This is a genomic window from Chryseobacterium sp. JM1 (assembly GCF_000737715.1).
GTDB lineage: Bacteria > Bacteroidota > Bacteroidia > Flavobacteriales > Weeksellaceae > Chryseobacterium.
In genome coordinates this window covers 328,879-354,065 of record NZ_JPRN01000005.1, presented here as the reverse complement: position 1 = coordinate 354,065, position 25,187 = coordinate 328,879, and the positions used below count along the sequence as shown (strand labels likewise).

The 25,187-nt window shown below is 37.7% G+C and carries 22 protein-coding genes; 11 read left to right on the top strand and 11 right to left on the bottom strand.

The window, feature by feature from the left end:
- Positions 1–102 precede the first annotated feature (102 nt).
- The 3 genes from IW22_RS11280 to alaS form a co-directional block, all read right to left on the bottom strand.
- A complete protein-coding gene (locus IW22_RS11280; RefSeq protein WP_034726811.1) occupies positions 103–1,917 on the bottom strand; it encodes a cytochrome-c peroxidase in 1,815 nt (604 codons plus the stop codon).
- 65 nt (positions 1,918–1,982) lie between these two features.
- Complete coding sequence (locus IW22_RS11275; RefSeq protein ID WP_034726552.1) at positions 1,983–3,464, bottom strand: hypothetical protein; 1,482 nt, start codon at positions 3,462–3,464, stop codon at positions 1,983–1,985.
- A 196-nt stretch (positions 3,465–3,660) separates the two neighbouring features.
- Complete coding sequence (alaS, locus tag IW22_RS11270; protein WP_034726549.1) at positions 3,661–6,264, bottom strand: alanine--tRNA ligase; 2,604 nt, start codon at positions 6,262–6,264, stop codon at positions 3,661–3,663.
- Between the two features lie 682 nt (positions 6,265–6,946).
- On the opposite strand from alaS, the gene IW22_RS11265 reads away from it, so the two are divergent.
- From IW22_RS11265 to msrB, 4 genes are all read left to right on the top strand, one after another.
- Positions 6,947–7,501, top strand: a complete 555-nt coding sequence (locus IW22_RS11265) for a sigma-70 family RNA polymerase sigma factor (RefSeq protein ID WP_034726546.1) — start codon at positions 6,947–6,949, stop codon at positions 7,499–7,501.
- A gap of 13 nt (positions 7,502–7,514) precedes the next feature.
- Positions 7,515–7,787 (top strand): hypothetical protein, encoded by a 273-nt coding sequence (locus tag IW22_RS11260; protein ID WP_034726543.1) that lies wholly within the window; start codon positions 7,515–7,517, stop codon positions 7,785–7,787.
- Between the two features lie 80 nt (positions 7,788–7,867).
- Positions 7,868–8,317, top strand: a complete 450-nt coding sequence (locus tag IW22_RS11255) for a DUF417 family protein (RefSeq protein ID WP_034726541.1) — start codon at positions 7,868–7,870, stop codon at positions 8,315–8,317.
- Positions 8,318–8,334: 17 nt separating this feature from the next.
- Positions 8,335–9,438: a peptide-methionine (R)-S-oxide reductase MsrB gene (gene msrB, locus IW22_RS11250; RefSeq protein ID WP_034726810.1), complete on the top strand. Its 1,104-nt coding sequence runs from the start codon at positions 8,335–8,337 to the stop codon at positions 9,436–9,438.
- Between the two features lie 371 nt (positions 9,439–9,809).
- Here the strand turns inward: msrB and IW22_RS11245 are convergent, their stop codons facing one another.
- The 3 genes from IW22_RS11245 to IW22_RS11235 form a co-directional block, all read right to left on the bottom strand.
- Positions 9,810–10,445, bottom strand: coding sequence for a hypothetical protein (locus IW22_RS11245; RefSeq protein ID WP_034726809.1), 636 nt, complete (start codon positions 10,443–10,445; stop codon positions 9,810–9,812).
- 170 nt (positions 10,446–10,615) lie between these two features.
- On the bottom strand, positions 10,616–11,461 hold the full coding sequence (locus IW22_RS11240) for an ABC transporter permease (RefSeq protein WP_034726540.1): 846 nt from the start codon (positions 11,459–11,461) through the stop codon (positions 10,616–10,618).
- Entirely contained in the window at positions 11,454–12,365 is a 912-nt protein-coding gene (locus IW22_RS11235; protein ID WP_034726539.1) for an ABC transporter ATP-binding protein, read from the bottom strand. The genes IW22_RS11240 and IW22_RS11235 overlap by 8 nt, the downstream gene beginning before the upstream one ends.
- A gap of 194 nt (positions 12,366–12,559) precedes the next feature.
- Here IW22_RS11235 and IW22_RS11230 point away from each other — a divergent pair, with 194 nt between their 5' ends.
- The 4 genes from IW22_RS11230 to IW22_RS11215 all read left to right on the top strand — a co-directional run bounded on the left by IW22_RS11230 (position 12,560) and on the right by IW22_RS11215 (position 17,075).
- On the top strand, positions 12,560–13,555 hold the full coding sequence (locus IW22_RS11230; RefSeq protein ID WP_165571877.1) for an alpha/beta hydrolase: 996 nt from the start codon (positions 12,560–12,562) through the stop codon (positions 13,553–13,555).
- A gap of 309 nt (positions 13,556–13,864) precedes the next feature.
- The gene (locus tag IW22_RS11225; protein ID WP_034726534.1) at positions 13,865–15,229 is read left to right on the top strand and encodes an AAA family ATPase; all 1,365 of its coding nucleotides are present in this window, start codon (positions 13,865–13,867) and stop codon (positions 15,227–15,229) included.
- Positions 15,230–15,468: 239 nt separating this feature from the next.
- Positions 15,469–16,575: an NAD(P)/FAD-dependent oxidoreductase gene (locus IW22_RS11220; RefSeq protein WP_034726532.1), complete on the top strand. Its 1,107-nt coding sequence runs from the start codon at positions 15,469–15,471 to the stop codon at positions 16,573–16,575.
- Positions 16,576–16,592: 17 nt separating this feature from the next.
- Positions 16,593–17,075, top strand: coding sequence for a hypothetical protein (locus IW22_RS11215; RefSeq protein ID WP_034726529.1), 483 nt, complete (start codon positions 16,593–16,595; stop codon positions 17,073–17,075).
- A gap of 7 nt (positions 17,076–17,082) precedes the next feature.
- Here IW22_RS11215 and IW22_RS11210 read toward each other — a convergent pair whose 3' ends face one another.
- Complete coding sequence (locus IW22_RS11210) at positions 17,083–17,364, bottom strand: hypothetical protein (protein ID WP_034726526.1); 282 nt, start codon at positions 17,362–17,364, stop codon at positions 17,083–17,085.
- A 255-nt stretch (positions 17,365–17,619) separates the two neighbouring features.
- Between IW22_RS11210 and prfB the strand changes: the two genes are divergently transcribed.
- Positions 17,620–18,732: a peptide chain release factor 2 gene (gene prfB / locus IW22_RS11205; RefSeq protein WP_034726524.1), complete on the top strand. Its 1,113-nt coding sequence runs from the start codon at positions 17,620–17,622 to the stop codon at positions 18,730–18,732.
- 87 nt (positions 18,733–18,819) lie between these two features.
- A complete protein-coding gene (locus tag IW22_RS11200; RefSeq protein WP_034726522.1) occupies positions 18,820–19,515 on the top strand; it encodes a DedA family protein in 696 nt (231 codons plus the stop codon).
- A 42-nt stretch (positions 19,516–19,557) separates the two neighbouring features.
- Here IW22_RS11200 and IW22_RS11195 read toward each other — a convergent pair whose 3' ends face one another.
- Together IW22_RS11195 and IW22_RS11190 are read right to left on the bottom strand one after the other, a co-directional pair.
- Positions 19,558–20,427 (bottom strand): alpha/beta hydrolase, encoded by an 870-nt coding sequence (locus tag IW22_RS11195; protein WP_034726519.1) that lies wholly within the window; start codon positions 20,425–20,427, stop codon positions 19,558–19,560.
- A gap of 279 nt (positions 20,428–20,706) precedes the next feature.
- Complete coding sequence (locus IW22_RS11190) at positions 20,707–22,095, bottom strand: serine hydrolase (RefSeq protein WP_081873937.1); 1,389 nt, start codon at positions 22,093–22,095, stop codon at positions 20,707–20,709.
- 163 nt (positions 22,096–22,258) lie between these two features.
- Between IW22_RS11190 and IW22_RS11185 the strand changes: the two genes are divergently transcribed.
- On the top strand, positions 22,259–23,158 hold the full coding sequence (locus IW22_RS11185; protein WP_034726515.1) for a DUF808 domain-containing protein: 900 nt from the start codon (positions 22,259–22,261) through the stop codon (positions 23,156–23,158).
- Positions 23,159–23,260: 102 nt separating this feature from the next.
- On the opposite strand, the gene dnaJ is transcribed toward IW22_RS11185, so the two are convergent.
- Both dnaJ and IW22_RS11175 read right to left on the bottom strand, forming a co-directional pair.
- A complete protein-coding gene (gene dnaJ / locus IW22_RS11180) occupies positions 23,261–24,382 on the bottom strand; it encodes a molecular chaperone DnaJ (RefSeq protein WP_034726513.1) in 1,122 nt (373 codons plus the stop codon).
- A gap of 81 nt (positions 24,383–24,463) precedes the next feature.
- Positions 24,464–25,000, bottom strand: a complete 537-nt coding sequence (locus tag IW22_RS11175; protein WP_034726511.1) for a nucleotide exchange factor GrpE — start codon at positions 24,998–25,000, stop codon at positions 24,464–24,466.
- Between the last annotated feature and the right edge of the window lie 187 nt (positions 25,001–25,187).

Below are 25,187 nucleotides of genomic sequence, written 5' to 3'. Positions count from 1 at the left end.
TTCTTGTGTTGAGAAAGTTTTTATGATTTGTTAATACATTGATTTCATCTAAGTTTCAGATAGAAAAATCAAGTAAAAGGAGATTTTAAAAATAAAGACATTTTATTGGTCATCCAGTGCACCCATAAAGTCGATGATCTTATCTATTTCCTGATCCGTCAGTTGCAGAGGACTGTCAGAAAGCGTCTGATTATCTACTTTAAGGCCGAAACCTTTTCCGCCGCCTTTGTTATAAAAATTCATCACCTCTTTCAGGGTTTTATACCCTCCGTTATGCATATAGGGAGCTGTTTTGCTAATGTTTCTCAGGGTAGGTGTTTTAAATGAATGCTGCAATACGGCCACCGTTTCATGGAATTTTCCTCTTCCCAGATCCTGATCAAACATTTTATTCTCTCCGTTCACAGCTGTTCCCAGTACTTCCTGTTCCGTTTTTTTGAAATTCGGGGGAACGGTTCCGTTAAACAAAGGAATGAAGTGGCACAAAGCACACTGCGCTTTTCCTACAAAAAGATTGAATCCCTGTTTCTGATTTTCCGACATCGCAGAACGGTTTCCACTCATATATCGGTCAAAATCAGAATTAAATTTTGCTAAAGAACGGATGTAAGTTGCCAGTACATTCTGAAGTTGCCAGGTCTCTGCTTTCGGGGTATTATAAATTTTTTTGAATGCCGGAAGATACATTGGATCCTGATTAATTTTACCCAAAATAACATTCAGGTCGCCATGCATTTCTTCTTTGTTGGAGATGACATCTGAACTTTGACCTTCCAGATCATCTTTTCGCATATCCCAGAACTGTCCGTGCTGAAACCCTGCATAATTCAGGGAAGGTGTATTTCGCTGCAGTTCTGCATGGTCAAGCGACATAGATTTGGCAAGCCCGTCTGTAAAAGCTTTTTCCGGATTATGACAGGTTGCACAGCTTCTGTTGTTGCTGTTGGACAGAATTTTGTCGCTAAATAGTTTTTTACCCAAAGCTGCCTTTTCATCAGAGAATGCAAATTCTTTCCCGGGAATAAATGCATTGGGATTGAAAGCATTTTTCGAGAAAAAAGTAGCTGCATTTTTACTTAAAGCAGTGGTCACCTCAATGTCCGGAATGTTTTCCTGTTTTTTAAATTCCAGGAGTAATGAAGAAATTGTATTCAAATGATCCGGAATGAAATTAACATAGTCAAACGTATTTCTGTCCGTATTTTTTTTCAGGGTAACGATTGCTGAATTAATAGCTTCGTTAATACTTTTCAGTGTCTTATCTTTTGACTGATCCGTAGAAATCTGCTGTAAAGTCAGTTGAACAGCTTCTAAAGAATAAGGCATTTCCTTCAAAAATGTTCCTGATATAGGCGTATCGAAACTTGAAATTCCTAAACTTGAAATCCTGAAAATTTCCTGCCTCGCAGCATCGAAAACCTGATCTTTGCTGATGGAGATTGCCTGAAAGTTGGTTTTAATGGTATTGCTTTTATTGATCAATTTCTTCAGAAACCTAATGGATTCTTCCTTGTTTTCAGGAGTGTAAGGGTAGAAGAGCTCTTCCAGAACCTGAAGACCTTCCGGTTCCAGTTCGGTATGCTCGTCCATTTCAATTTCAGAAAGGGCAGGACCGTTGATAAACCGCGCTGAATTCGGCAGGAAATATTCAACCGCCCATTCCATTTTTTTATAGGTAATTCTCAGTTCCTCAAATTTTCTCTGGATTGTCTTTTCATCGGTATTCTTTGAGACAAGAACGATGAGTTCGTTGATCTGTTTTTCAAAGGAAGCATTGTTTTTGGCTATTTCACTTTTTACAGCACTCAGATCCTCATTGATGGGCTGATGTTTGTCTGTTTTACACTGAAAAAGAACAAAAAGAACAGCTACAATGGATAATACAGCGAGGACCGGATATTTGACGAATATTTTCATAGGCATGAAAAAGTATCAACGGAAATTTCCGCTGATACTTTGGGCTTTTTATGGGATATCTAAAATTATTTCTCTACGTTTCTGATGATGACGATCTGGCCGCCTTCCTTATTGGTATTCACACCCGCACCGTCAGCATTTTTAAACTTATCCTTCTGCCAGGTATGAGAGTGGATGTTTACTGTAAAAGTATTCGGAATTCCGATGATGTCTGAGATGTCAACCATCGCTCCATACTCCCATGAACCAAATTTCTGAAGCGTTCCGGATTGGTTATACGCGGTCTGCCATGCTGTATCCAGTCTGTTATGTTTCATATTCAACCAAGGTTTGTACTGCTTTGTAGCGATATTCAGCTGCCAGATATAAGAATCATGAGCGGCGGCTGTGTAATAAGAATCACCGTCTTCCTGGATGTAAACGAAGTTCTCCGTTACACAAAGGTTATCAGGATTGATCAGGTTATGTCCCGGATTCGAATCTCCTTCTGCAACCACTTCCAGTTTTCCTGCCAGCATATTGTTTTCGTTAAGAACAAGCTTGTACACTCTTCCCCACATGGTTAATCCCGGTTTCGGAGTAGCACCGTCTGAAGATTCTCCTGTTGCCGTAAAATAAATTTCTCTTCCTTTTCCAGCTCCTTTTCTGTAATCTACATCCTCAACTCTTGAAAAACGAATCGCGTTATTGTCAATATTCTTTTGATTGATCTGTGCTCCGGTTGAATTTTTAGCATTGGAAATTTCTACGAATTCCACATCATAAGAACTTCCTTTCACCATATCGGTTTCCGTATAATTGTTGTTGGTTCTCTTTAATGCATATAATTTTCCGTTGTCAAGATCTCCCTGAGTTGTTGAAACATACATGATCAGCTGTCCTGCAGACTGATGCGAGGAAGAATAAGACTGATCTTCACCAATCATGATGTACGTTTTTCCACCTGAAATATCTTTAGGAAGCGGAACTGCATTTTCCATAGAAGCTTTACCCAAAGCAGGTTTTACCCTTGTCTGGTCAGATGCCTGGGAAGCAGAAGCCAACGGATTAAGTGCGTGAACCATACTTTCTTCACCGGATTCACCGGCAGTAAGGAATGCGCTGAAACCATGCGTTTCAGGAGTGGCAAGGGTAGCAGAACATAATCTGGTCATACCTCCGATCCCGTTCAGGATGTATTCTCCTTTTACAGGTTTGAATGTTTTATCTAAATAAACTCTTGATACAGACTGGGTAATCTCGTGGTTCGTGATCATTAAATAACCATCTGAGCTGGGATCTTTCATAATTCCCATACCGTCCGGCTGACCTGCAAACACAAAATTAGGGGTTCCGGAAAGAACATCGGAACTGGAAATCAATGTCGTAATATTCAGATTTTCAAAACCCGTCATTCCATAAACGAATGCTGGTTCCTGTGAAAAGTTTTCAATTTTAATATTCTGATTGACAGGAGTGGTTTCCTGCCCGTCATTATTGTCATCGTTACAGCTCTGAAAGGCCATAGCAGCGAAGAATAGAGCTCCGATAGTTTTGTTAATTTTCATAATTACTTTTTTGAATTTCGATTGTAGCAAAACTAATGGTCTATTGTGAATTATATTTTAAGGGGACGCAACAAATAGTTTAAGTTTGGGTAATGGTTTGTTAAGATAAGATCAATAATTAGAATGGTTATAAATAAAAAAAACTCCTGATATTTTCAGGAGTTTTTAATGTTTTATGATAAAAGGATGATTAATCCTAAATATTCAAAGCTTTTTGGTAAGCATTTTCCAAACCGTCAAGATTTTTACCTCCTGCCGTTGCAAAGCCCGGATTTCCGCCGCCGCCGCCCTGGATCTCTTTTGCCAGGTCTTTTACGATGGTTCCTGCCTGATATTCTGCTGCCAGATCGTCAGAAACTCCAACAGTGATCATTGGTTTCCCGTCTGCATCAGAAAGAATGATCGTTACCGAATTTGGGGTTTCTTTTTTCAGCTGGAATACAATGTCTTTTACAGAACCTGCGTCCAGAGAAGTTTTCTTCACCAATAACTGCTTGTTACCTTTCTGTTCGTAAGCATTTTTCCATTCACCGATTTCTCCTTTCGCTTTTTCCTTTTTAAGGGCTTCCACTTCAGATTTTAAAGAGGCATTTTCGTCGATCAGTTTTTCAATAGATCTTACCACATCTTTAGATTTCAGCAATTGAGAAAGGTCAAGGATCTGTTTTTCTAAGTTTTTGAAATATTCCTCAGATTGATCTCCGGAAATCGCTTCAATTCTTCTGATCCCTGCTGCTGCGGAACCTTCGGAAGTAATTTTGAAATGACCAATTTCAATGGTGTTTTTCACGTGAGTTCCACCACAAAGTTCCTTAGAGCTTCCAAACTGGATCATTCTCACACTGTCTCCATATTTTTCACCAAACAAAGCCATAGCTCCTTTTTCCAAAGCCTCCTGAATAGGAATACTTCTGAATTCCTGTAAAGCAATGCTCTCTTTGATCTTGTGGTTTACTTTTTCTTCTACCAGCGCCAGTTCTCCCTCCGTCATTTTATTGAAGTGAGAGAAGTCAAAACGAAGATAATCAGGACCTACGTAAGAACCTTTCTGCTCTACGTGCGTTCCTAAAACCTCTCTTAATGCTTCATGCAAAAGGTGAGTCACAGAGTGGTTCGCTTGAGAGTTTTTTCTGTCGGTTGCATCTACTTTAGCATAGAAAACAGCGCCTGCATCTTTTGGAAGACCGTTGATCAGAGAAATGATCAGTCCGTTTTCCTTTTTCGTTTCTAAGACTTCGAAGCTTTCAACCGCATTTTCAAGAACCCCTTTGTCTCCTATCTGGCCACCGCCTTCAGGATAGAAAGGAGAGCTGCTCAATACCACCTGGTAAAATTCTCCGTCTTTATTTTCTACTTTTCTGTATCTAGTAATATAGGTTTCAGATTCAATCTGGTCGTAACCTACAAAGTTTTCAGGTTTTGTTTCTAAAGTTACCCAGTCGTATACTTTTTGTGCAGAATCAGCCTTGGAACGAAGCTTTTGCTTTTCCATTTCCACTTTAAATCCTGCTTCATCAATGGTAAGACCTTTTTCCTCTGCAATGATTCTCGTTAAATCATCCGGGAAACCATACGTATCATATAATTCAAAAACTTCTTCGCTAGGTAATACTTTTGACCCGTCTGCAATCGTCTGCTCAATTAATTTCTCAACTCTGATCAGTCCGTTTTCAATGGTTTTCAGGAATGAATCTTCTTCACTTTTGATCACTTCAGTAACTAATTTTCCTTGCTTTTCCAATTCCGGAAAGAAAGGTCCCATCTGATCTTTAAGTACAGCAACCAATTCAAAAAGGAAAGGTTCTTTCATATCCAAGAATCGGTAAGAATAAGAAATTCCTCTTCTTAAAATTCTTCTGATCACATAACCTGCACCTCCGTTGGAAGGAAGCTGACCATCAGCAATGGCAAATGCCACCGCTCTGATGTGGTCTACCACAACACGGATCGCAATATCCTTTTCGTCTTCTAAAATTCCTGTATATATTTTACCTGAAAGTTCTTCCACCTTAGCGATAAGCGGTGTGAAAACATCAGTATCATAATTGGAAGATTTGCCCTGAAGTGCCATACAAAGACGCTCGAAGCCCATTCCTGTATCCACATGCTGTGCAGGAAGTTTTTCAAGAGATTTGTCCGCCTTTCTGTTGAATTCCATGAAAACCAGGTTCCATACTTCCACAACCTGTGGGTGATCATTGTTGACAAGATCAAGTCCTGAAACTTTAGCTTTTTCTTCCGGTGTTCTAAGGTCGATGTGGATCTCTGAACAAGGTCCGCAAGGTCCGCTTTCACCCATTTCCCAGAAATTATCCTTTTTGTTTCCGTTGATAATTCTGTCTTCCGAAATGTGAGATTTCCAGAAATCGTAAGCATCCTGGTCTCTATCAAGATTCTCAGAAGCATCTCCTTCAAAAATAGTTACGTATAAGTTTTCTTTCGGAACTCCGAATACTTCAGTCAGTAATTCCCAGGCAAAAGCAATAGCATCTTTTTTGAAATAATCACCAAAAGACCAGTTTCCTAACATTTCAAACATGGTATGGTGGTATGTGTCTCTTCCCACATCATCCAAATCATTATGCTTTCCGGAAACTCTAAGACATTTCTGTGTATCGGCAATTCTTGGGGCCGTAGGCGTTTTGTAGCCTAAGAAAAAATCTTTGAACTGTGTCATTCCTGAGTTGGAAAACATAAGGGTAGGGTCGTCTTTCAACACGATAGGTGCTGAAGGAACGATAAGGTGGTCTTTACTTTTAAAATAATCTAAAAATTTTTGACGTATCTCTTGTGATGTCATAGTATTGCTTTGCTTTTAAAACTATCAAATTTTTGATAAGATGCAAATTTAATGTTTTTAAGCGATTTGTAAATAATTTTATGCTATGTTTTGAATGGGGTAGAGCGAGTAAAGTTTATTTGTTGTTGATCAACGTACGGTTGCAAATAATTTCAAGGATCATTTTTGTCATTGCGAGGAGCGAAGCGACGAAGCAATCTCAAGAAAATAAGCTCAATTATTTTGTATAAACCTATAAGGTTTGGTGGCTTTGGAGCAATAAGTAATCTTAGGAAAACCAAAATGTTATTGAATAAACGGAAAGGATTTAACTAGCATGTTGTTTTTAAGGTGCAATGGGAAATGAAGAGATTGCTTCGTCGTTGCACTCCTCGCAATGACGGTGTGCTCAATTTTATAGGAGATAAAATCCTTGCGCCTTAAAGCAGTATTAAATCGGAAATTTTTTGCGCCCTTGCGTTTATTCAACATTTTTGAAGCTATTAAAAAACATTCCGAATTCATTCTTTTTTATAAACCTCTCTCAAAGTCTGGTTAATAAAAATTTTGCATGTTCTGTTTTAACTTTTTATATTCGTTTTAATATTAAATAAAGACCTGATCGATTTTATAATTTCAAAGCCTTAATATAATAGTCTGCGCAATGGATAAAATTAGTTTTTATGATATTAAAGAATAGAAAATGACGAAAAATGAAGTGCTGAAAAGCTGGGTAGAGCAGTATTCCGGGCCTCTTTTGAAAAGAGCAGCCTATCTGCTTTCAGATAAAGTGGAAGCGGAAGACATCGTGCAGGATGTTTTTTTAGCCGCAATTTCGTCCTATGATTCTTTTGAAGGAAAAAGCCAGCCGCTGACCTGGCTGACAGCTATTTTAAACAGAAAAGCTGCTGATTTTTACCGGAAAAAGTATAAATCAGATCCCGAGATCAAACTGGATCATTTTTTTGATGAAACCGGTTCCTGGAAAAATGATGGTGTTTTGAATGACTGGAATGTCTCAGAGAAGGAACCCGAACTTTTAGACAATAAAGATTTTAATAAAACCCTTGAGGAATGTATTGAGGATTTGCCCTCCAGATGGAAGATTCCACTGAAAATGTATTATCTTCAGGAGAAAAAAGCACCGGAAGTAAGTCAGGAATTGAAGATATCTGCGACTAACCTTTGGAAGATCCTTCAAAGATGCAGAATGCAGCTGAGAGAATGTCTTGATAGCAACTGGTTTACCCACTTATAACCGTATCATAAAAATGTTGAGAAAATTTATTCATATTCTGTTCCTCCCATGCAGCAAAGCCACAATGCTGATGGAGAAAAGGAATGCACAGGCCATCTCCCGGAAGGAAGACTGGCAGCTTTCCATGCACCTGAAGATCTGCAAATGGTGCCGTGCATATGAACAGAAGCTGAAAATTCTGGATGATATTTTAAGAAGAAAACTTTCTCAGAAAGAAAATACTGAAATTAATGATTCTGATATTCAAGGTTTTAAAAGTAAAATTTTAAAAAACTTAGATCTTTAGAAAAAATACTGTCAGGATTTTGAAATGTCTCCGACTATACTTTTGAAAACAAATAAAGTATCATTCAAAATCTTAAAGACATGAACGGAACATCAAAACTGAACGTCGAATCCGGAACGTACCAATCGGGATATTATATTTCACTTTTCGGAGCAGCATTGATTTTGCTCTGGATTGGCATATTCAAATTTACACCTACCGAGGCAGCTGCCATTAAACCACTGGTGGAAAACCATTTTCTTACTTTCTTCGTATATAAAACAGCAAGCGTTCAAATGGTGTCAAATGCTATCGGAGCGATAGAAATTATCATTGCCTTATTACTGATATTTAGTGTGAAATTTGCATCTCTAAGAAGGTATGCCGGAATCGGGCTGATCATGACATTTCTGGTAACGCTGAGCTATCTTTTTACAACACCCGGAATCTGGAAAATAGTGGATGGTGTTCCTGTCACAGATTTTTTCATCCTGAAAGATCTGATGTTGCTGGGATTCGGGTTAATGATCGTACAAAACAATAAAAAGTAATGGATAAAAAGAAAAAAATGAAAAATATATTTATCGTACTCGGAATTATTCTGGGTATCGCAGTTTTTGCTGCAGGATCAGGGCTTTTTAAAAATTCTAAGTCCAAAGAGCTAACAAACGGAAAAGAAAAAGAAAATCAGGAAATTATGGATAATAAAAATGTCAGAGAAATCTATTTTGCAGGCGGATGTTTTTGGGGTACAGAGCACTTTTTTCAGCAGATTCGCGGAGTGGTGGGAACTGAAGTAGGTTATGCCAACGGGAATACCCAGAATCCAACATATGAAGAGGTGGTGAGCCATACCACAGGTTTTGCGGAAACGGTAAAAGTAAAATATGATCCTGAACAGGTTGATCTTAAACTGCTGATCGATCTTTATTTTAAAACAATCGATCCTACAACTCTGGATAAGCAGGGTAATGACAGAGGAAATCAGTACAGAACCGGTATTTATTTCACCAATAAACCAGATGAAACTTTAGTGAAAAATGAAGTTCTGAAATTGGCTAAAAACTATTCTCAGCCTGTGGTTGTGGAAACAGTAGCATTGAAAAACTTCTACAAAGCGGAAGATTATCATCAGGACTATCTCGATAAAAATCCGGGAGGTTACTGTCATATCGAGCCGGGACTTTTTGAAATGGCTAAAAATGCAAACCCGCTTCCCAAAGCAAAATACCAGAAGCAGGATAAAAAAGTTTTAAAAGAAAAACTGACTGCAGAACAATATAACGTAACGCAGGAAAATGCCACAGAAAGACCTTTTCAAAATGAATACTGGAACGAAACCCGTGAAGGAATCTATGTAGATATCACCACTGGCGAACCTTTATTTATTTCAACTGATAAGTTTGAATCAGGGTGCGGATGGCCAAGTTTTTCAAAACCGATCACTAAAAAACTGATCGATGAGAAAATGGACAAAACTGCCGGAATGGTAAGAGTGGAAGTAAGAAGTAAAACGGGAGATGCTCACCTTGGGCACGTTTTTACAGATGGTCCTACCGATAAAGGAGGCCTTAGATACTGTATCAACAGTGCTTCGCTGAAGTTCATCCCAAAAGCTGAAATGGAGAAAAAAGGCTACGGAGATTATATATCTCTGTTGGATAAAAAGTAATATGAAGAGAGACCGCTGAAAGGCGGTCTTTTTTGTTTCTACCACACAATAGAAATGAATTTATTTAATCATGATTAAACGTTTTGAAGTAAAACCTTGCTGAAAATCTTTGATTTTCTAGCGACTTAAAATATTCTCATTTTCAGTCATGCCTTGCGTCTTTGCGGTTTCCCAACAAAAAACCAAAATAATAAATGGATGTTGAAAATATCACGCAGATTTCACGGATGACACAGATTTCAGTACATTATTTACGCACCAAACCTTATAGGTTTTTAAAACCTATAAGGTTTCATTGTTATAAAATTACTGCAATAAACTCAAGAGTTTAAATTGAAGAAAGTCTGAAAATTGGTTGATAGCAATACTTTTTAATAATTCATTTGAAATCTTTCTTTAATGCTAAGCATTGAGATATTTACCAGGAATAAAAACCAGAACATGATGTAGAAAGCCTCCTTAGGAAGGTTGATTAAAAACTGCTGAATTTTATCAAATAAATTGAGTTTATAAACTTCATTTACAGAAATAACATCATGACAAAGAAAACATTCATATTTAAATTCTTCGATATTTGGATCGATGTAATTAACAGTGGCAAAGAAATGTCCTGTTTTTTCCAAATCATATGCATAGGTCTCTTGCTGAGCGATTGCCATATCATTTAATAAAGATGCAAAATCTCCATAGGTGTTATTTTTATCTAAAATAAATTCAATCCCTGTATCTTTTTTATTCCTTTTTTGAAGATTTTTCACTTCTGAAACATAAAAATTTGAATTTTCTTTTCCTTTACCGGGTTCGATTTTTATTTTTTTATAATCCCAGTTTCTCAAAGGTTCAAAAGTGAAATTAAGGTTGCTTTTATCTTTTGATAGTTTCGCGGGAAGTCCAATATCCATAACGGAAACATTGATTTCCTCAAATTTTTGATTTCCGTAATACCAAAACAGCAGCGGAATAAGTACAGCACTAATCAGTCCCGGCAGATAATATATTTTTTTCATTCCTGTCATTTTGATAAAATTAACGAAAAATTGAACACTCAAATGATCAAACCCGATTTTTAACACTCTACCCGTAGACAAAACAAAAAAGTGATCCAAAGGACCACTTCATTTTTAAATCAATTAAATCATTCAATCTTTAAATTTTTCAATCATTAAATATTAAGCATCTACCAATCCCTTTTTCTCAGAATCCAGTAAGAACCGAAAATAAAGATCACAGACCAGATAACGCAGGCAATCATACTTTCCGTAGGATAATGAGCGCTGTACTTTACTCCCATTATTTTTACCATATCCAGTCGCATTAATGGATTAGGGATCAGGTTTGACATACTTTCCAGCGGTAAGAGACTGGTGACAAAAAAGTCATTCTCAAGCACTGCTTTTCTCTGTTCACCCTGCATTCCTGTTAATCTCTGGTAAGCTTCGATACCTGTTAGAACCTTTTCTGCAATCCAATAGGCAAAGAAGCCCAGGAATACAAACATAGATTTTCTCAGCAATACGGAAAGGAACATCAGGAAAGAGAAGAATGTAAAGAGCTTGATAAAATAATTTCCGATGTAGTACACCTCCGCATAGATCTTTGAAGACTCAGTTACTTTAGAATAGTGGTGACCCAAAAACATGGTGATAATAAACACAATCAGCGTGGAAACCGTTGTGAAAATCGTGATCGTTAGAAGTTTTGAGCCTATAAATTCTTTTCTGCTCAGACCATCAATCGTGTTTTGTTTAAACATCCTGTTGGTGAATTCCTGCGAAATGGAGAATACAATGATCAGTCCAAGGAAAATCTTTAGCAAAGCAACGATCCATGTTGTAAAATTCCAGATCTCAGGAAAATTATAGATTCCCTGTTCCTTTAAGTTGATAGTTCCTCCGAAAATATTCAGATCTACCAGTCCGATGAAAAGAAGAGCGATCAGAATGGCAAAATACATGATAGAAAAAACCTTGAACGGTCTGTAGTTCAGATTTTTGTAATATTCTAGTTTTAATAGTTTAAGCATGGGTATTCGTGTTTTTTACAAGTTCAAGGAATTGAGATTCTAGAGACAGTTTTTTCTTCGTTAAATGAGACAGAAAAATTCCCTTTTCAGCAAGCTTTTGATTTAAAGCCGAAGCAGATATGGAAGCATCTTCCCGGATCTGAGCTTTGATAATCTCGCCGTCAGCTTTCACAGCATTAAACCACTGAAGTTCTTCCAATGCGCTTAAAAGCAAAGTGTTATTATCTGCCTTTAATTCAAAATACCCGTTATTCGCGGTCATTTCATCCACTCGTCCGCAGTAAATTGAATTTCCTTCTTTCAATACGATCACATGGCTGCATATTTTTTCAATTTCGTCCAGAAGATGGCTGGCAATAATAATGGTAATGCCCTGTTTAGCGATATTACTGATGATCTCGCGGATCTGAATAATTCCCTCTGGGTCCAGACCGTTCGTAGGCTCGTCAAGAATCATTACTTCAGGATTATTCAGCATGGCAGATGCAATGGCCAGACGTTGTTTCATTCCCAGAGAGTATGTTTTGAAAGCATCATTTTTCCTTTCAAAAAGACCTACCGTTTTTAGAACTTCTGCAATTCTGCTGTAAGGAGTTTCTTTAATTTCAGCTACGATCTTAAGGTTTGTTTCAGCATCCAGATAAGGATAAAAATTAGGCTGTTCAATGATGGCACCAATTTTTTTTAATGTATCCGGTTCTGTTCCTTTCTTTCCAAACCAGTACCAGTCACCGCTGGTAGGATTGATGGTGGAAAGCAGCATTCCGAATGTGGTAGATTTTCCGCTTCCATTAGGACCAAGCAGGCCGTAAACGTTGCCTTTTTCTACATCAAAGGAGATATTATTGACAACTGTTCTCTTGAATTTTTTAGTCAAATTCTTTACTGACAAAATTTTTTCCATGTAATTTGTTTTACATAGTAGTAGTCTATGTAATTAACAGAATGTTACAATATTTGAATTTTTTTAGTCAATATTTTTATTCGTTGCCATCAGATTCGATGTAACAGGATTCACAGGATCATTGTTTTATGGATGTAACTATTTTTATGGAACAGAGACCTATTGTAGAATCATCACATCAAAAAAATATAACTATGAAAATTATGAAATGGACGAAGCGTATTCTTATGGCGCTGTTTTTAATCATTATTGTACTGTTGATTACAGGATTTGCTTTTGAAAAAATATGCCGTGCACGAGCGGAAAAAATTAAGCCGGACGGACAGTTCGCAGAAGTTGAAAATCATAAAATGCATTACCTTAAAGAAGGAACAGGCGGTCCGACAGTCGTTTTTGAAACGGCTTTTGATCCTGCGGGTCATTTGCAATGGTATCATATTCAGAAAGATCTTCCAAAAACTTACACTACTTTTTCCTATGACAGATCCGGAATTTTGTGGAGCGAGCGGGGAACCAATCCTAAAACAGGTGAGAAAATAGCAGAAGAACTTCATACATTACTTGAAAAATCCGGGGCACCGAAACCTTATATTTTGGTTGGACATTCTTTTGGTGGAATGCTGACGAGGTTTTTCGTTAAAAAATACCCTCAGGATGTGGCAGGCGTGATATTGGTAGACAGTCAATATCCTGCTGATGAAAAATTTCTTTCCCCGGAAATGCATAAAATGGTGAATCAGGGCCTTCCCGGAGGATTTTTGAAGTTCGCGAATACGTTCGGAGCAGCGAGACTGATGTTTAAAAATATGTTTCCTCTGGGAGAACAGTATAAATACCAAAATTCATTGATGCCTGCGCTGCTTTACAAAAGTGCCGATGCTACCTTGGAAGAACAGGATCATATGAAATCCATTAAAAAAGAAGCGGCGGCTATCAGTTCTTTTGGCTCCATTCCTTTGTACGTGATCACGGCAGGAGATAAGACAAGATATGATACCTTCATTAAAGAGCAAAAATTGAAAAACGAAATGCTTGGTGCATGGGATAAAATGCAGAAAGATCTATTGAATTTATCCACCGACAGCAAACAGATTATAGTCCCTGCGAGCGGTCATTATATCAATCAGGATCAACCCAAGGTCATAGAAGAAACAGTGAATGAAATGGTGAAAAAAGTTACAGCTCAATAGCAAAATTTCAGGCTGAGGCTGAGAAATGTGAATTGTCAATTTTGCTTCGCAAGTGAAGGGTGAATTTTAGGTTATGAGAGCCAGGAATCAAGATACAAGAACCAAGATTTCAGATTTCAGACCGCAGATTATTAACTCAATAACTATGAACTTGTAACTAGCAACTAACAACTAACAACATTCTCCAAACCCAATTTACACTAAAACGCTCAAACGCTTAAACCCGAATCCAGGCTCATCAATTTTACCACATTTTCAATAGATGTTCAAGATTAAAATATTAAATTTGATAGAATTAATCGTTTGTTTATGAAGTTAATTGAATTAGCGAAGGAGCTTAATGTTTCGGCAGAAGCCATCAAACAGTTTATCCAGGATTTTGATCTGGAGCTGGGAATCTGCATCAGTACCAACTTTGAAGTGAAGGAAGATTTCGAGAAGTTTGCCCGTGAAAATCTGGATTTTTTAAAGCTTTATGAAAAAGATCTGGACAAAAATAAAACCCTGGAACAGATCGCTGAAGTGATCAACCAGCCGAAGGAAAAAGTAGAAGAAGCCATCAAGGAAACTAATCCCAATATTTTTGACAACGGTTTTTTCCGTTCGTCTATCTCAAGTTACGGCATTGATAATAAACTCGGTGGCAATTATCAGTTTGTCTACGATTATTTTGGTCATAAAACCAGCCTGATGCACCGGGATTTTATCGGGTACAGAGATTTATTTTTTTATATATCGGCGGTTTTGGAACCTTTCCTGAATCCTCAGCAGATCAAAGACTGGGGAATCCACAAACCGGCAGGAATAATCCTTTACGGACCTCCGGGAAGCGGGAAAATTTTCTGGGCGACTAAAATTGCTGAAATTATAGGCTATAAGTTCAAGGAAGTTAAAAAGCATTATCTGGGAACATCGTTCATTGATGGGAACGCAACCAATTTCACTGATTTCCTTCTCACCATGATGAAGGAAGAAAAAGTCCTGCTTTTCCTCGATGATTTCGACGAAATTATGATGGAACGAAAAGCAGAAACAGATCTGGCTTCCTGTAATCTTGAAACCCAGGAACTCATCCTGCATTATATCGGAAAATTTGAAAAAGAAGAACTGTTGATGGTAGGTTCCGCTAATTCCGTTTCGGAAATCGATGAAGAAATTCTCGCTCCGGGAAGATTTGATGTGATGATTCCGGTATTTCCACCCAACGCGGCAGAACGTTCAGAAATCATTTTATATGCGATGACCAGAGGACTTGAAGAAGATTCTCTTCTCTATAAAATTCTTAAAAAGAACAAAGCCGATAAAGTTCCTTTCTGGCACGAGATCTCAGCTAAAATGAAAGCTTTCAGTAATACCATGCTGGTTGATTTTACACAGAGTCTTAAAAAACGTCTTAAAAATCAATACCAAAGAACCAAAAACGAAAACCTGAAGATTGATCAGGCTCTTCTGAATGCAGCTTTAAGAGATGCCGGCGGAAAGCTTACGGAAGAATATCTTGATCAGGTAGCAAGATTCCTGGCAGATGCCATTATCAATAATTTCGACGAATTCCGATTCAGAATTCAAGCCCTGAAAAAAGAACTGGAAACCTATAAAGTAGTAGAAGAACCTAGAAGAGAGATTGGGTTTCATCATAATGGGGAAGAGGAAAATGGCGGAGCACAGGGGTAATTAGGGTTTAAGAGTTTGAGTGTAGGAGGGTTTTAGAGTGGGAGAGTCTTGGAGTTGGTAAGGGGAAATCTGACGTTTGGTATCTTGGTTCTTGTATCTTGATTGACTTCGTCGAACTGACGTTTCTTGGCTCTCATAATCTAAAATTCACTATTCACTTGCGCAGCAAAATTGACCATTCACATATCTTAATCTCTGCCTAGAATCAAAAATTACTCATCACTTATTACTCATTACTCATGAACAGCGTTTGGGAACTTGAAACCTTTTACAGAAAAAGAGACATTGTTATTATTGGCTCCGGATTTTCCGGGCTGTGGACGGCTGTGTCCATCAAGGAAAAATATCCTGAAAAATCGGTTTTAATTATTGAACGAAATACAGTTCCACTGGGAGCTTCAACCCGCAATGCAGGATTTGCCTGCTTTGGAAGCCTTACGGAAATTATCGCTGATTCTCAGACAATGGGCTGGGAGAAAACACTGGAACTTGTTAAGATGAGGTTTGAAGGTCTTCAGAAAATCAGAAGATATTTTAAAAACAGTGAAATCGATTTTGAGCTGAACGGAGGTTATGAAATTTTGAATAATGACGAGCCTTTACAGCAGCTTGATGTCGTTAATGAAAAACTGAAAGCAATAACCGATCTCGATAAAACCTACGCTCTGAATCAGGAGAAGCTCAAAGAATTCGGTCTCGGAAAATCGGAATTTCTTGTAGAAAACCCGTGCGAAGGAAGTTTGCATTCCGGGAAACTTTTGCAACAACTTCTGGAGAAATGTTATGAGCTGAAAGTTGAGTTTCTTTTCGGAACAGAAGTGAAAAATATTGATGAAAATGTTGAAGAATTAGATATTCACCTTTCGGAAACGCTTTCTGTAAAGGCTGATAAGATGATTTACTGTACGAATGCTTTCAGTTCAAAATTCCTTGAAAAAGAAGAAATCATTCCTGCGCGCGGACAGATCATTTTAACGGAACCGATTGAAGATTTAAAACTCAGAGGAACTTTTCACTATGATGAAGGATTCTACTATTTCAGAGATCTTGGAAACAGAATTCTGCTGGGCGGTGGCCGTAATCAGGATTTTAAAACAGAAGAAACCACCAGTTTTGAAACCACAGAATTTTTACAGAACCATTTGGAACAATTTTTAAAAGAAGTTATCCTACCGAATCAAGACGTTAAGATCTCTCTCCGCTGGTCAGGCATTATGGCCATGGGTTCCGAAAAAACTCCGATTGTAAAGCAACTTTCTAACAGACAGTTCTGTGCAGTACGACTCTCAGGAATGGGAGTGGCTTTAGCTCCAAAAATAGGGGAAATGATGGCTGAAATGATTTAAATGCAAAGTCTACACAAATGAAATATTTACCTTTTGAACGTATTATTTACAAAACAAATTTATCAGAGCAGGAAGTAATAAAAAGGCTTTCAGATTTTGTTGAACCAAAAAAATTTAGTTTGGGAAGAACATCAACTAAAGAATATGAAGGATTTGTTAATAATAACCGTTTTGAAATAAGTAGAATTATCAATTACAGAAATTCTTTTCTTCCTCAAATCATTGGTACTATTCAAAAAAATAACGATAGAACTCAAATTGAGATAACCATGAAATTGCATGTGTTGGTGTTAGTTTTTTTAATCGTTTGGTGTGGGTTTACTCTGTTTTTCTTAGTTGGTGTATGCTTTGCAGAAAAAAAAATATCCACGGTTGTTTTTATGCCCATACTTATGCTTTTATTTGCCTATGGTTTAACGATGCTTGGCTTCAAAACTGAAAGTAAAAAGTCAAAAGAATTTCTAAAGAAAAGCTTTGAGGCAGAAATGATAATTAAGTAGATATAGATTAATTACTTTCCCACCAGTACATAATTTCATTTGTTATTTTTTCTGAGTTAAATTCATTCCGATAAAGCCCATATCCTACACATAATTCTGATTCAATGATGTTCTGTATTTTCTGCATATCTGCTCCTTTTTCTAATTGCTGAAGCATTTTTTCTGCAAGATGAGCACAGAAATTTTTATCCATTCCCGAGGTTATATTCATTGATATAATGAGCTTTTTTAACTGCTCAAAATTTGTGTAGTGCTCATTAATTAAAATATTCATGTAGTTTATATCCATACAATACCGTTTTTAAGTGATACAAATATAGATTTAAATGGTAAATCTGATAAAAATTTTAGACACTGGATTTCAGACTAAGAATTAGATTAAAATGATTATTTGAACCCTACAACTTTCCTACACTCAAACGCTCAAACGCTCAATCCCGAATCTCTAAGACCCTCAAACGCTCCAACTCTAAAACCCTCCCACACTCAAACTCAAACTCACAAACCCGAAAAATTCCGTATTTTTGTATAAAATAAAAATTTCGTGATCAACAACGACCAGATAAAAGAAGTTCAGTCTAGAATTACAGACTTACATAAATACCTTCAGATCGACAAAAAGAAGATAGAAATAGCGAATGATGATGAAAAAACCGCCGCTCCTGAATTTTGGGATGCTCCAAAAGAAGCAGAAGTTTTTCTGAAGCAGCTTCGTTCCAAAAAAAGATGGGTGGAAGATTATGAGGAGATCAGCACCCAGTTTGAAGACCTGCAGGTGCTGGCAGAATTTGCCAAAGAAGATCCTGATTCCGAAAAGGAGCTGGATGAAACATTTCCCAAGCTTGTAGAAAAAATAGAAGACCTTGAATTCAAAAATATGCTTTCCAATGAAGGGGATGAGCTTTCTGCTGTCCTTCAGATCACAGCGGGAGCAGGAGGTACGGAAAGTTGTGACTGGGCCTCAATGCTGATGAGAATGTATACGATGTGGGCGGAAAAACAAGGTTATAAAATCCGTGAGCTCAACTATCAGGAAGGAGATGTAGCCGGAGTAAAAACCGTTACCCTTGAAATTGATGGTGAATATGCCTTCGGATATCTGAAAGGCGAAAACGGTGTACACAGACTGGTAAGAATTTCACCTTTTGACAGTAATGCAAAACGTCATACAAGTTTCGTTTCCGTATACGTTTATCCTTTGGTAGATGATACGATTGAAATCAACATTAATCCTGCAGATATTTCATTTGAAACCATGAGATCTTCCGGGGCAGGAGGTCAGAATGTGAACAAGGTAGAAACAGCCGTACGTCTTCGTCACGCACCCACCGGAATTATCATTGAAAACTCCGAATCCCGTTCTCAGCTTCAGAACAAGGAAAAAGCCATGCAGCTCCTTCGTTCCAGACTTTATGAAATGGAGCTTGAAGCACGTATGAAAGCCAGAACCGAGATCGAAGCCAATAAGATGAAAATAGAGTGGGGAAGCCAGATCAGAAACTACGTCATGCATCCGTATAAACTGGTAAAAGATGTTCGTTCTGCGCATGAAACTTCAGATGTGGATTCTGTAATGAACGGAAATATCACACCATTCCTGAAAGCCTTCCTGATGGCCGATGGGACCGCTGTTTCAGACGATGATATGAACTTGTAAAATATCATGTCTCTATTTTAGTTAAAATCTTATAATTAATTTTTGTTTAAGACATTTTACGCTTACTTTTGTTGTCAATCGTTATATATGGAAGATTTCAATAGCTGGAGAGATTTACTGAACCCCGAGTTTTACATTAAAATGGGTGGGTTTTGGCTTATTTTATTTATTGTTTTTGCTGAAACAGGACTTTTTGTAGGATTTTTCCTGCCTGGAGATTCACTACTGTTCGTGTCAGGAATTTATGCCGTTGATATCATCAAAGAGACTTTTGGCTCTACAGGGAGCGATTTATTAGATACTACTATTCTTGCTTCGTGTGTAGCGCTTGCTGCCATTATTGGAAACGAGGTTGGCTATTATTTTGGAGTGAAAACAGGTCCTGCTTTATACAAAAAGCAAGATACCATGCTGTTTAAAAAGAAATATCTTTATCAGGCCCATGACTTTTTTGAAAAACACGGTGCACTGGCTATTATTATGGCGAGATTTTTACCGGTAGTTAGAACCTTTACGCCCATTGTTGCAGGGATCGTAAAAATGGACAAGAGAGAATTTTTGAGAGATAATGTTATCGGAGCTGTTCTATGGTCATTTGTATTGATCTTTGCAGGACATTACTTAGATAAGTTATTCCAGGAACAGTTCGGAATCAATTTAAAAGAGAAACTGGAGCTAATCATCATTATCATCGTTCTGGTAACAACGCTTCCGGTGATCATCAAATTTGTATTCGGTAAAAAAGAAGACCATTCGAAATACGAAAACAAAGATTTAGATTAAGAAAAACCAAACAATCATATCAATAACCTGCTTTACTGCGGGTTATTTTTTTATCCATTCCAGAATATTGGGGTAGATGATACTGTCTCTTTTTATCTTGCTGAAAAATCTTGGTACATGACCTGTTCTTTTCATAAAGATCAGTTTGTGAGGAATATTCTGTTTCGTGAGGGCAGAATCCATAGACAATCCCTGGTGTTGGTTTACCAGAAAATCATTGTTTCCCTGAAACAGCAGTGTAGGAACATTGGAGATATTGGCTATCGGACTGGCTTCTTTAAAGGCTTCAGATATATTTTTCCGGTCAAATTTCTCTCCGACCACCTTCTGGAAAGTGGGAGAAGTATATTTTGAATAGAATGAATTAAGATATTCGGGGCTGAAAAAATCTGTTGGCCCGCTCAGAGAGATAATCTTTTTGATCTGCTCCGGATGTTTATAGCCGTAGAGTAGGGCAAGATGTCCACCGGCACTTTCCCCAAGCAGAATATAATTATTGGGTTGAAGTTCTGCTTTTTCGGCCAGTGAATTGAACTTTTCAATGGCATATCCAATGTCTTCCAGTTGCTGTTTATACGTAATGTTTTTCTGTTTCGAAACAAGCCTGTAATTCATATTAATGCTTGGAATCTTATGTTCAAAAAGCATTTTCTGAATCTTGATCATATGCTCTTTCTTTCCAAGAGTCCATGCTCCGCCATGAACGATAAGGACTACAGGAGCATCTTCAGCATAATCCAAAGGAAGGAATACGTCCATCTTCTGTCTTTTATGATCGCCGTATTTTAGATTGTAAATTTTCTGCTGGCCACCGGTGCCTACCCAAACCCTGAATCTTGTATTGCATGACTGTAACAGGAAACTGAGGCATCCTATGATGAAAAAATGGTATCTGAGAATGAGCTTTTTCATTACTTAAATTTACGAAAAAATTACGGGTTTCGGGTACAGATTTGAGTGTAAGAGAGTTTGAGTGTCTTAGTGTAAATTGGGTTTGGAGAATGTTCTCAGTTGTTGTTACTAGTTTGTAATTATTGAGTTAATAATCTGCTGTCTGAAATTTGAAATCTTGATTCTTGGTTCTTGTATCTTGATTCTTGATTGACTTCGTCGAACTGACGTTTCTTGGCTCTCATAATCTAAAATTCACCATTCACTTGCGAAGCAAAATTGACCATTCACCATTTTTGCTTAAAGTTTTTCCGCCGTTTTAGAAGAAAGCCCTTTTTTGATCATAACAACATCTTTTTCACCCTTTTTGAAAGTGAAAGAGATTTCCGTATCATCATCCTGCAGGAAAAATACATCCTCTTTTTCGGCCAGCATTCTTACCTTGGGATCATTATCGTTTTGAATAAAAAGCTGCCCGTTTTCATTCAGAATATGAATGACATGATCATCTGAAAGGGCATAGTTACCGACATATTTTTTGAGTAAATCAGCACTTAAAGTAATTTCTTTCTTAGGCTGCGGAAGCGTGTAAGGCTGTCTTAAAATAGACGCTAAAATAGTATTTCCTGCCTTCTCCAATTTTTTGCTGGTGATATTGTTGAGCAGTATAATGCAGAGATCCTCATCGGGAAGCATCGCAAAATAGCTTGTGGAACCTTCTATATTTCCACCGTGATTGATCAGTTTTTTCCCATAAAGATCATCAACGAACCAACCATAGGCGTATCCACTCAGATAAGGTGTGGTTGCTTTTTTAAATGACTCTTTGGAAACTATGGTATAATCCCTTAAGCCTTTATAATACTTGTAAAGATCTTCAGCAGTGCTGTAAATCTGTCCTGCAGGACCGGTTAACGTAGGATTCCATATTTCTGTTTTGTCCTGCTTCGTTTTTGAAATATAGGAATAGGGAACCGTTTTGTACGGGCTTTTCAAAGCAAGATAATCAAAACCGGTATGCGTCATCTTCAGAGGATTTAAGATGATTTTTCTTACGGCGTCTTCATAATAAAGTCCTGTTACTTTTTCAATAATTACACCCAGTAAAATATATCCGGAATTGGTATATGAGAACTGAGTGCCGGGTTCAAAATCCAACGGTTCATCTTTGAAAAAAGAAAGTTCTTTGCTTTTGGTAATGGTTTCCCCGGTGTGAAGCAGGCGGAAGTACTCCTTATTTCGCAGCGCTTCGTAAATTCCTGAGGAATGAGTAAGGAGATGCTCAATGGTTATTTCTTTGCCTCTCGGATAATCAGGAATAAACTTTGAAATAGGGTCTTTGAATGAGAGTTTTCCTTCTTCGCCGAGCTTTACAATGGTTAAAGCAGTGAAAGATTTAGTTAAAGAAGCGATCTGGTAGATACTTTTGTCCTGATTGGGTATTTTTTTTTCTGCATTTTGCCAGCCATAAGACCTTTCGAAAATGGTTTTATTCTGATAATGTACTAATGCCGTTCCGTTGAACTTATTAATAGCGGCATATGCTTTTATAATACTGTCTATTTCCTTCTTCCGCTCCTGATTAATATTGCTTACATTAGAATTAGCCTGAGCTTTAAGAGAAGATGAGAATGTACTGAACATAAAAATCATACATCCTAAAACGAAAATATAAGATTGATGGCGCATGGTATCTGGTTTTAAAAAACGGTTAAAAGTAAGCAGACTTTTGTTTACATCAACGGTCCGTCCGCAGAAAATATTTAAAATTAATATCCAGAAACAAATAAAAATAGATTTTAATAATTATTTTTGCTCCACTTAACATATATTAAAAAAATATTAAAATAATATGGCATCTGGTTTTTTTGCAATTTTAGATGATATTGCCGCGCTGATGGATGATGTAGCTGTTACAAGTAAAATAGCAACACAGAGAACAGCAGGTATTCTGGGCGATGACCTGGCTGTGAATGCTGAGAAAGCTACAGGTTTTCTTTCTTCACGGGAAATCCCGGTTTTGTGGGCCATTACAAAAGGCTCCTTTATCAATAAACTGATCATTCTTCCTGTGGTGTTCCTTCTCAACTGGCTCTATGCCCCGGCGATTAACTATGTGCTAATCCTGGGAGGTTTATATCTGGCGTTTGAAGGCGTTGAAAAGATCATAGAATTTCTTTTTCACCGGGATAAAAAAGGTCACGAAGTGGTAGAAGAAATTGTAGAAGATGAAAAGAGTGATGAAGAAATAGAAAAAGCAAAAGTAAAATCGGCCATTACCACAGATTTTATTTTATCTGTTGAGATTGTGATCATTGCTTTGGGAACCGTTCTGGAAGAAAGTCATCCTTTCATTACCCAGATTTTGGTAACCAGTCTGGTTGCCTTTATCGCTACGGTAGGCGTGTACGGAATTGTTGCTTTGATCGTAAGAATGGATGATGCAGGATTTAAATTAATCAAAAAAAGTAATGATAAAGGTTTCTTTGGAAAGCTTGGACACTTTTTGGTAAATGCTTTACCGGTTGTTATTAAAGCTTTGGGAGTAATAGGTACCATTGCTTTGATTATGGTAGCGGGTGGTATTTTTGCACACAGAATAGAATTTCTTCACCATGTCTTGCCTTCATGGTCTTCTAATGAGTTGCTTACTATTCTTAAAGAAATTATTCTCGGACTTATAGGAGGATTATTTGCTGTAGCACTTTTTACGATAGGAAAAGGAGCTGTTTCTTTAGTAAAAAAGAAATAAGAACCTGATATATAATAAACGACTCGGCGCGGCTTCGTAGAAGCCGCGCCGAGTCGGTTAAGATCAAAAAAAGAGGCTTGTAAAAAGCCTCTTTTTATATTTTTAGTTGAATAAGTCTTTCACTTTATCGAAGAAAGTTTTTTCCTTTCCGGAAGGTTCTGCAACCATTTCTCCGCTTGACATCTGTTTTTCAAAGAAATCTTTCTGATCCTTTGTCAACTTCTGAGGGGTCCATACATTGATGTGGATAAACATATCACCTTTTCCATAGCTGTCGATGCTTGGAAGGCCTTTTCCAGCCAGTCTCAGGATCTTTCCGGACTGTGTCCCCGGATCAATGGTAATTTTAACTTTACCACCTACCGTTGGCACCTCTTTCTTGGTTCCTAAAGCAGCTTCTGCAAATGAAATATATAATTCCTGGTGAAGATTGTCACCTTCTCGCTTGATTGTCTTATCTACTTCCTCTTCAATGATCACCAATAAATCACCCGGAATTCCTCCGAATGGCGCATCATTTCCTTTTCCTCTTACATTCAGCTGGATACCGTCTCTTGCACCCGCCGGAATATTGATTGAGATTTCCTCTTCATCTTTGATCAGTCCCTGTGCATTGGCACCTGCTGGAATTTTATCAGCTACTTTACCGATTCCCTGACAGGTTCCACACGTAGTCTGTGTCTGCATCTGTCCGAACATCGTGTTCATAACCTTAAGCTGAACACCTGAACCGTTACACGTAGGACAGATTTTTGAAGTGGCACCTTCCGCCATCTTCATTTTTTTTACTTTGATGGTTTTCTGCGTTCCGTTCACCATTTCTTCAAGGTTCAGCTTGATTCTGATTCTTAAATTAGAACCTTTCACCTGCTGACGTCCTCCGCCACCGCCGCCAAAACCACCGAAGCCTCCGCCTCCGAAAATATCTCCAAACTGGCTGAAAATATCTTCCATGTTCATTCCGCCGCCGAAGCCTCCGCCTCCGAAGCCACCGTTTCCGCCCATTCCGGCATGACCGAACTGGTCGTATCTTGCCCGTTTCTGGTCGTCGCTCAGTACTTCATAGGCCTCTGCAGCTTCCTTAAATTTTTCCTCAGCCTCTTTGTCACCTGGATTTTTGTCCGGGTGAAATTTGATGGCCATTTTTCGGTATGATTTCTTTATCTCTTCGGCCGATGCAGATTTACTGATCTCAAGAACTTCGTAATAATCTCTTTTTGACATAATGCTTATAATTGATTATTGATGACTGATTAGTGCTGCAATAATACATCATTAATCAGTCATCATTTATCATTGATATTTTTAGTTTCCTGTTACTACTTTTGCAAAACGGATCACTTTATCACTTAAAGTATATCCTGTTTCAATAACGTCTACGATTTTGCCTTTTAGATCTTCCGATGGTGCAGGAATCTGAGTAATCGCCTCGTGGAAGTCTACATTGAATGTATCACCTGCTCTTACTTCCATAGCTTTTAAGCCTTTTTCAGTAAGTCTGTTCTTAAATTTCTGATAGATCAGTTCTACACCCTGAAGGTCAGATGAATTTCCATTTTTAGCAATTTCCTTTAAAGCTCTTTCGAAATCATCCAGAATACCCAGCATAGAAATCATCATATCCTGATTGGCATATTGGAAGAATTCCATCTTCTCTTTTGCCGTTCTTTTTTTATAATTTTCGAATTCAGCGTACAATCTGATGTAACGGTCTTTTTCTCCTGCCAAAAGTTCCTCTGCAGAAGGTGTCGCTGTCACATTTTCCTCAGCTGCCACTTCGTTCTGAACATTGTTTTCTTCCTGATTATTGATGCTTTCTTCGTTAATATCCTGATTTTCCATAATTCAATATTTATTTAAATAATTGTTTGACAAAGAACCTGCCAAATAGAAAATATGGACATTAAGGCAGAAAAAGGAAACAGAAATTGGTTGTGAATGGTCAATTTTGCTGGGAAAGAAGGAGGTGATTGTGAAAAGTCAATTTTGCTTCGCAAGTGAATGGTGAATTTGTTGCGTTTGGAAAATT